This window comes from Mesorhizobium sp. M7D.F.Ca.US.004.03.1.1 (assembly GCF_003998635.1).
In the GTDB taxonomy this organism is placed as follows: domain Bacteria; phylum Pseudomonadota; class Alphaproteobacteria; order Rhizobiales; family Rhizobiaceae; genus Mesorhizobium; species Mesorhizobium loti.
Window position 1 is genome coordinate 1 of the sequence record NZ_RZQG01000318.1, and the last position, 6,188, is coordinate 6,188.

At 65.2% G+C, this 6,188-nt stretch carries 7 protein-coding genes; 6 read left to right on the forward strand and 1 reads right to left on the reverse strand.

Annotated elements, in window-relative coordinates; all coding sequences use genetic code 11:
* The 5 genes from EN935_RS18345 to EN935_RS18365 form a co-directional block, all read left to right on the forward strand.
* On the forward strand, positions 1-529 hold a 529-nt coding region (locus tag EN935_RS18345; RefSeq protein ID WP_206534534.1), incomplete at its 5' end, for an SAM-dependent methyltransferase.
* Between the two features lie 125 nt (positions 530-654).
* Entirely contained in the window at positions 655-1,449 is a 795-nt protein-coding gene (gene pgeF, locus EN935_RS18350) for a peptidoglycan editing factor PgeF (protein ID WP_127264941.1), read from the forward strand.
* Positions 1,449-2,600 (forward strand): Xaa-Pro peptidase family protein, encoded by a 1,152-nt coding sequence (locus tag EN935_RS18355; protein ID WP_127264942.1) that lies wholly within the window; start codon positions 1,449-1,451, stop codon positions 2,598-2,600. Before pgeF ends, EN935_RS18355 begins: the two co-directional genes overlap by 1 nt.
* A gap of 43 nt (positions 2,601-2,643) precedes the next feature.
* Positions 2,644-3,270 (forward strand): hypothetical protein, encoded by a 627-nt coding sequence (locus EN935_RS18360; RefSeq protein ID WP_109659783.1) that lies wholly within the window; start codon positions 2,644-2,646, stop codon positions 3,268-3,270.
* A gap of 155 nt (positions 3,271-3,425) precedes the next feature.
* Positions 3,426-4,361 (forward strand): ribose-phosphate pyrophosphokinase, encoded by a 936-nt coding sequence (locus EN935_RS18365; RefSeq protein ID WP_019860650.1) that lies wholly within the window; start codon positions 3,426-3,428, stop codon positions 4,359-4,361.
* 12 nt (positions 4,362-4,373) lie between these two features.
* Here the strand turns inward: EN935_RS18365 and EN935_RS18370 are convergent, their stop codons facing one another.
* Entirely contained in the window at positions 4,374-5,258 is an 885-nt protein-coding gene (locus tag EN935_RS18370; RefSeq protein ID WP_127373496.1) for a helix-turn-helix transcriptional regulator, read from the reverse strand.
* Between the two features lie 149 nt (positions 5,259-5,407).
* Between EN935_RS18370 and EN935_RS18375 the strand changes: the two genes are divergently transcribed.
* Positions 5,408-6,188: MFS transporter (locus EN935_RS18375; RefSeq protein ID WP_164771193.1), on the forward strand; the 781-nt coding region annotated here is incomplete at its 3' end.

Below are 6,188 nucleotides of genomic sequence, written 5' to 3' on the forward strand. Positions count from 1 at the left end.
CGGCGCGGTCGACCCGACATTGTGGCCCGCCGATGCAACTGAGGCGCCGCAAGGTGCGATCGTCGAAATAGCGCCTGCCCGCACCGCACTGATGGCAGCCATCGCCGAGCGTATATCCCAGGAAGGCGGCGCCGGCCTGTTCCTCGACTATGGCCATCTCCAGCCGGGTGTCGGCGACACGCTGCAGGCCTTGCGCAGCCACAATCACGAAGATGTGCTGGCCAATCCCGGTGAGGCCGACCTCACCACCCATGTCGATTTCGCCGCCCTTGCCGCAACCGTGCGCGCGCATGGCCTCGACGCCCATCTGTCGACGCAGGGCGACTTTCTGCTCGGCATGGGCATTCTCGAACGCGCCGGCCGGCTCGGCGCCGATGCCGACCAGGCGGCACGCGACAAGATCGCTGAAGCCGTCGAGCGCCTCGCCGGGCCGCAAGCGATGGGCGATCTGTTCAAGGTGCTTGCCATGCTGCCGCGCGGCGTGGCCGCCCCACTCTCAGCAACGACGCCATTTGCCACGGCGGATTGACTTTTCACCGCCGTCCCTCCCAATCTCCCGTCCGGCGAAAGAGCGGCCAACCCGCCTGCTCCGCCTTCTTTTCGACGAAGCACCTTTTTCTTGACGAAACCGCCCACACGGACAACAACGCCCGCATGTTGAATCAGACCAAACCGGATCCCGTTCGGTCGCCGCTGCTGGACAAGGCGCAGGCACAAGGCATCCGGCACGGCTATTTCACCCGCATCGGCGGTGTCTCCAGCGGCATCTATCAGGGCCTCAACATCGGCACCGGATCGGACGACGACCGGGCGCTGGTGGCCGAGAACCGCGGCCGCGTCGCCGCCTGGATGGGCGTGCCGGCGAGCCATCTGTTGACCGCCTGGCAGATCCATTCGCCCGACGTCATCATCGTCAGCGAACCCTTTGCCGACGAACGGCCCAAGGCCGACGCCATCGTCACCGATAGGCCCGGCATCGCCATCGGCGCCTCGACCGCCGATTGCGGTCCGGTACTGTTCGCGGATGCCGAGGCGCGCGTCATCGGCGCCGCACATGCCGGCTGGAAAGGCGCCTTCACCGGTGTGCTCGAGAACACCATCCTCGCCATGGAAACCCTTGGCGCCCGGCGCGACAACATCGTCGCCGTGCTCGGCCCCTCGATCGGCCCTGGCAACTATGAGGTCGGGCCGGAATTCATCGCCCGCTTCGTCGAGGCCGACGCTGAAAACATCCTCTATTTCGCACCCTCGGCAACCCCCGGCCATGCGATGTTCGACCTCAACCGCTACACGGTCGACCGGCTGGCCAAGGCCGGGGTGACGGCCGAGGGCCTCGGCCGCTGCACCTATGCCGAGGAAGATCTGTTTTACTCCTACCGGCGCACCACGCACCGCAAGGAACCCGATTACGGCCGGCAGGTTTCGGCAATCGTTTTGGAGAGGGAATAATGGCGTTGCATTTTGAACGATCGGAATTTGACGCGCGGCGCGACCGGCTCATGATCGAGATGGCCGAGAAGAAGCTCGACGCCATCCTGCTGTTCGCGCAGGAAAGCATGTACTGGCTGACTGGCTACGACACATTCGGCTTCTGCTTCTTCCAGTGCCTGGTGGTGAAGGCCGACGGTTCGATGGTGCTTCTGACCCGCTCGGCCGATCTGCGCCAGGCGCGCCAAACCTCCATCATCGACAACATCGTCTTGTGGACCGACCGCAACGGTGCCAATCCGGCGGTCGACCTGCGCAATCTGCTCAACGAGCTCGACCTGCTCGGCGCCCGCATCGGCGTCGAATACGACACCCACGGCCTGACCGCCTTCAATGGCCGACGGCTCGACGAACAGTTGCAGACCTTCGGCCAGATCGCCGATGCGTCCGGCATTGTCGGCCGGCTGCGCCTGTTCAAGAGCCCGGCCGAAATCGCCAAGACCGAGAGGGCCGCCAACCTCTCCGACGATGCGCTCGACGCGGCCCTGCCGCTGATCAAGCAGGGCGGCGACGAAGCCCTGATCCTGGCCGCCATGCAAGGCGCGGTCTTTGCCGGCGGCGGCGACTATCCGGCTAACGAGTTCATCATCGGCTCCGGCGTCGACGCGCTGCTGTGCCGCTACAAGGCCGGCCGCCGCAAGCTCACCAAGAACGACCAGCTGACGCTCGAATGGGCCGGCGTCTTCAACCACTACCATGCGCCGATGATGCGCACGGTGCTGACCGGCAAGGTGTCGAAGCGCCATCAGGAACTGTTCGACGCCGCGCGCGCAGCACTTCTGGCCGTCGAAAAGGTGATGATGCCGGGCAACAGCTTCGGCGACGTGTTCGATGCGCATGCCCGCACCATGGAAGCGCACGGCCTGACCAAGCACCGGCTGAACGCCTGCGGCTACTCGGTCGGCGCCCGCTTCACGCCGTCCTGGATGGACATGCCGATGTTCTACCAGGGCAACCCCGAACCGATCGCGCCGAACATGACGCTGTTCGCCCACATGATCATCATGGATTCCGACACCGAGACGGCGATGACGCTTGGCCGCACCTACCTGACCACCGAATCCCAGCCCAAGCCGCTGTCCCGCCATGATCTCGACTTGATCGTACAGTGAATCCATAATGGGAGGCGTTCTTCGCCAAGGAGTTAGAAGGCAAATGAGACGATCGCATGTGACGACCGTGTCATTGCTTGTGGCATTGGCTCTTGCCGCCTGCACCAACGCAAAGGACGTGCTTGAACCGTCGGCCATCACCCCGCCGGCGACGTCGGCACAGACGCTGCCCGCCACGTCAGGCAACACGGCAGCCACGGTTCCGGCACCGGCCGGCACCACGGCGGGCGCTCCTGCAACCGCCACCACCCCGGTCACATCTGCCCAAAGCGCTGCGATCCTGTCGAAGACCCGCCTACAGATCGCGCCGATCGTCGGTGCGTCGGTGGAAGCGGCGACACCGCTGACGGCGGAGTTGCAGACGCGCGCCAGGCAGCGCGGCATCACGCTCGCCGGCAGCGCCGACCAGACCGCGACCCATGTGCTGAAGGGCTACTTCTCGACAATGTCGGAAGGCACGGACACCACCGTCATTTATGTCTGGGACGTCTACGACCCGGCCGGCAATCGCCTGCACCGCATCAACGGCCAGCAGAAGGCGCCGTCGGTCAAATCCGGCGACAGCGGGGGCGGCGACAGCTGGAAGGGGGTCTCGCCGGCCACCATGCAGTCGATCGCCGACCAGACCATCGACCAATTCGCGGCCTGGCTCGGCGGCAAGGCGGGCTGAAATGTTGCAGCCTAGTGATGGCGCGGAGCTTTCTTGAGTTTAGCCGGCGGATTCCCGATCTCGGCGCTTGCAATACCGGCGCGGGCCGCTAAAAGCCCGGTTAAAGGGCGCAGGCGAGTCCGTCAGGTCTTTCCATCCTCCACCAGGAACGGTGCATGAAACTCTTCGCGGGCAATTCCAACAGGGTGCTGGCCGAAGCGGTCGCCCGGTACCTCAACATCCCGCTGGGCAAGGCCAGTGTCAGGCGCTTCGCCGACCAGGAAATCTTCGTCGAGATCCAGGAAAACGTTCGCGGCGAGGATGTCTTCATCCTGCAGTCGACATCGTTCCCGACCAACGATCACCTGATGGAACTGCTCATCATGATCGATGCCTTCATGCGCTCGTCGGCCAAGCGCATCACGGCGGTCATCCCCTATTTCGGCTACGCCAGGCAGGACCGCCGCGCCTCCGGCCGCACGCCGATCTCGGCCAAGCTGGTCGCCAACATGATCACCCGCGCCGGCGTCGACCGCGTTTTGACGCTCGACCTGCATGCCGGCCAGATCCAGGGCTTCTTCGACATCCCGACCGACAATCTGTTTTCCGTGCCGGTCATGGCCCGCGACGTGAAGGCCAAATACAAGCAGCTCGGCAACGTCGTGGTGGTCTCGCCCGACATCGGCGGCGTGGTCCGCGCCCGTGCGCTGGCCAAGCGCTTCGATGCGCAACTGGCCATCGTCGACAAGCGCCGTGAGCGGCCCGGCGAATCGGAAGTCATGAACATCATCGGCGCGGTCGCCGGCAAGGATTGCCTGCTGATCGACGACATCGTCGATTCCGGCGGCACGCTGTGCAATGCCGCCGATGCGCTGCTGGCCAACGGCGCCACCAGCGTCACCGCCTACATCACCCACGGCGTGCTGTCGGGCGGCGCGGTTGCCCGCATCAGCGGCTCGAAACTGCAGGAGCTGGTGATCACCGATTCCATCCAGCCGACCCAGGGCGTGCTTGACGCTCCCAACATCCGCGTCATCTCGATCGCCGACCTGATGGGCGAGGCCATTTCGCGCACGGCGACCGAGGAATCGGTGTCCAGTCTCTTCGACTAGACCGGCCTGCCGTTACGGCGCAGGGCTTTCCAGCCGAACCGGGCCGATCAGGCGACGGGCGACTTCGACGCTTTCGCGGGCGCCGCGCATATAACCGCGCGGCGACGCGCCCAGCATGCGCTTGAACATGGTTATGAAGGCCGGCACGCTGTCATAGCCGAGATCGAGCGCCACCCTGGTGATCGGCTCGCCGTCGGCCAGCCGCGGTAGCGCCGCGAACAGGCAGGCCTGCTGGCGCCATGTCGACAGCGACAGGCCGGTCTGGCGCTGAAAGGCGCGGGTGAAGGAGCGGCGGCTCATGCCGGCGGCATCGGCCCACTCGTCGATCGTCGCGTGCGGCGACGGCGCAGCGACGAAACGCCGGCACAGCGCCGACAGCCTGGGATCGGACGGGAATGGCAGGCCGAGCGGCCGTTCCGGCAAGGTCGGGATTTCATGCAGCAACAGGTTCATGATCAGCCCGCCGCGCCCTTCCAGTTCGCCGCCCTGCGGCAGCTTCTCCGATTCTACGATCAGGCTGTGCATCAGGTCGGTGACGCCGACGACGCGCAAGCCTTCGGGCAGCCCGGGGATCGCCTGCGGCATGACATAGACTGAACGCATCGAGACATCGCCCAGCATTTCGACGGAATGCTCGGTGCCGGCTGGAATCCACATCGCGTGGTCGGGCGGCACCATCCAGCGCCCGTAGCGCGTCGTCACCAGCACCACCCCGACCAACGCATGCAGCAGCTGGCTGCGGCTGTGGCGGTGTTGCGGCACACGGTAGCCATCGGGATATTCCGTCGGCAGCGCCACCGCCGGCCTGGCCACTTGCTCCAGCCACTGCCAGCGGCTCTCGTGCAGCTGACCGAGATTGGCATTGCCGGCGTGAAAGACTTCTTTGCCGTGCGGCATCCTGTATGGCCCACTTGCGAAACTATTGGACCAAACCACGAAAGAAGTCGTGCCGCAAGCGGCTTATAAGGCACCGTCCTCAGGCGCTCCGCAGGAGCGTCCGTCAACTGCCTGCGGGTGTGCCCGCCAAAAAGACCACGGAGCCTACCTTGACCGATACGACAGCCGCCAGCGTCGCCCCACCGGCGAGCGCCAGTCATGCTTCAGCCCAGGCGACGGCCTTCACCGTCATCCTGGCAGTGAGCTTCTGCCACTGCATCAACGACATCATGCAGTCGCTGCTATCGGCCATCTATCCCTTGCTGAAAGAGAATTACGGCCTCGATTTCTGGCAGATCGGCCTCCTGACTTTCACCTTCCAGGTGACCGCATCGCTGCTGCAGCCGGTGATCGGCATGATCACCGACAAGCGGCCGATGCCCTATTCGCTGCCCTACGGCATGGCGTCGTCGCTGATCGGCCTGGTCGTGCTCGCCTATGCCGGCCACTATTCGCTGCTCCTGATCGGCGCCTCGCTGATCGGCATCGGCTCGGCGATCTTCCATCCGGAATCCTCGCGCATCGCCCGCTTCGCCTCCGGCGGCCGCTTCGGCCTGGCGCAGTCGCTGTTCCAGGTCGGCGGCAATTTCGGCCAGTCCATGGGGCCGCTGCTGGCGGCCTTCATCGTCGTGCCGTTCGGCCAGACCAGCATCTCCTGGTTCGCCGTCGGCTCGCTGATCGGCATCATCGTTTTGTGGCAGGTCGGCGGCTGGTACAGCCGGCTGCGCGCCGCACAGGGCAGCCGCAAGACGGCAAGCTTCGTCTCGCCCTTCCCGCGCCGCAAGGTAATGTGGGCATTGGCGGTGCTGACGCTGCTGGTGCTGACCAAGAACGCCTACATCGCCAGCCTCGCCAGCTACTACACCTTCTATTCCATGCATAAGTTCGGGG

Excerpts from the sequence above, each read along its gene's own strand:
- pgeF (WP_127264941.1), top strand. The coding sequence starts at position 655 with ATGTTGAATCAGACCAAACCGGATCCCGTTCGGTCGCCGCTGCTGGAC.
- EN935_RS18365 (WP_019860650.1), top strand. The coding sequence starts at position 3,426 with ATGAAACTCTTCGCGGGCAATTCCAACAGGGTGCTGGCCGAAGCGGTC.
- EN935_RS18370 (WP_127373496.1), bottom strand. The coding sequence starts at position 5,258 with ATGCCGCACGGCAAAGAAGTCTTTCACGCCGGCAATGCCAATCTCGGT.
- EN935_RS18360 (WP_109659783.1), top strand. The coding sequence starts at position 2,644 with ATGAGACGATCGCATGTGACGACCGTGTCATTGCTTGTGGCATTGGCT.
- EN935_RS18355 (WP_127264942.1), top strand. The coding sequence starts at position 1,449 with ATGGCGTTGCATTTTGAACGATCGGAATTTGACGCGCGGCGCGACCGG.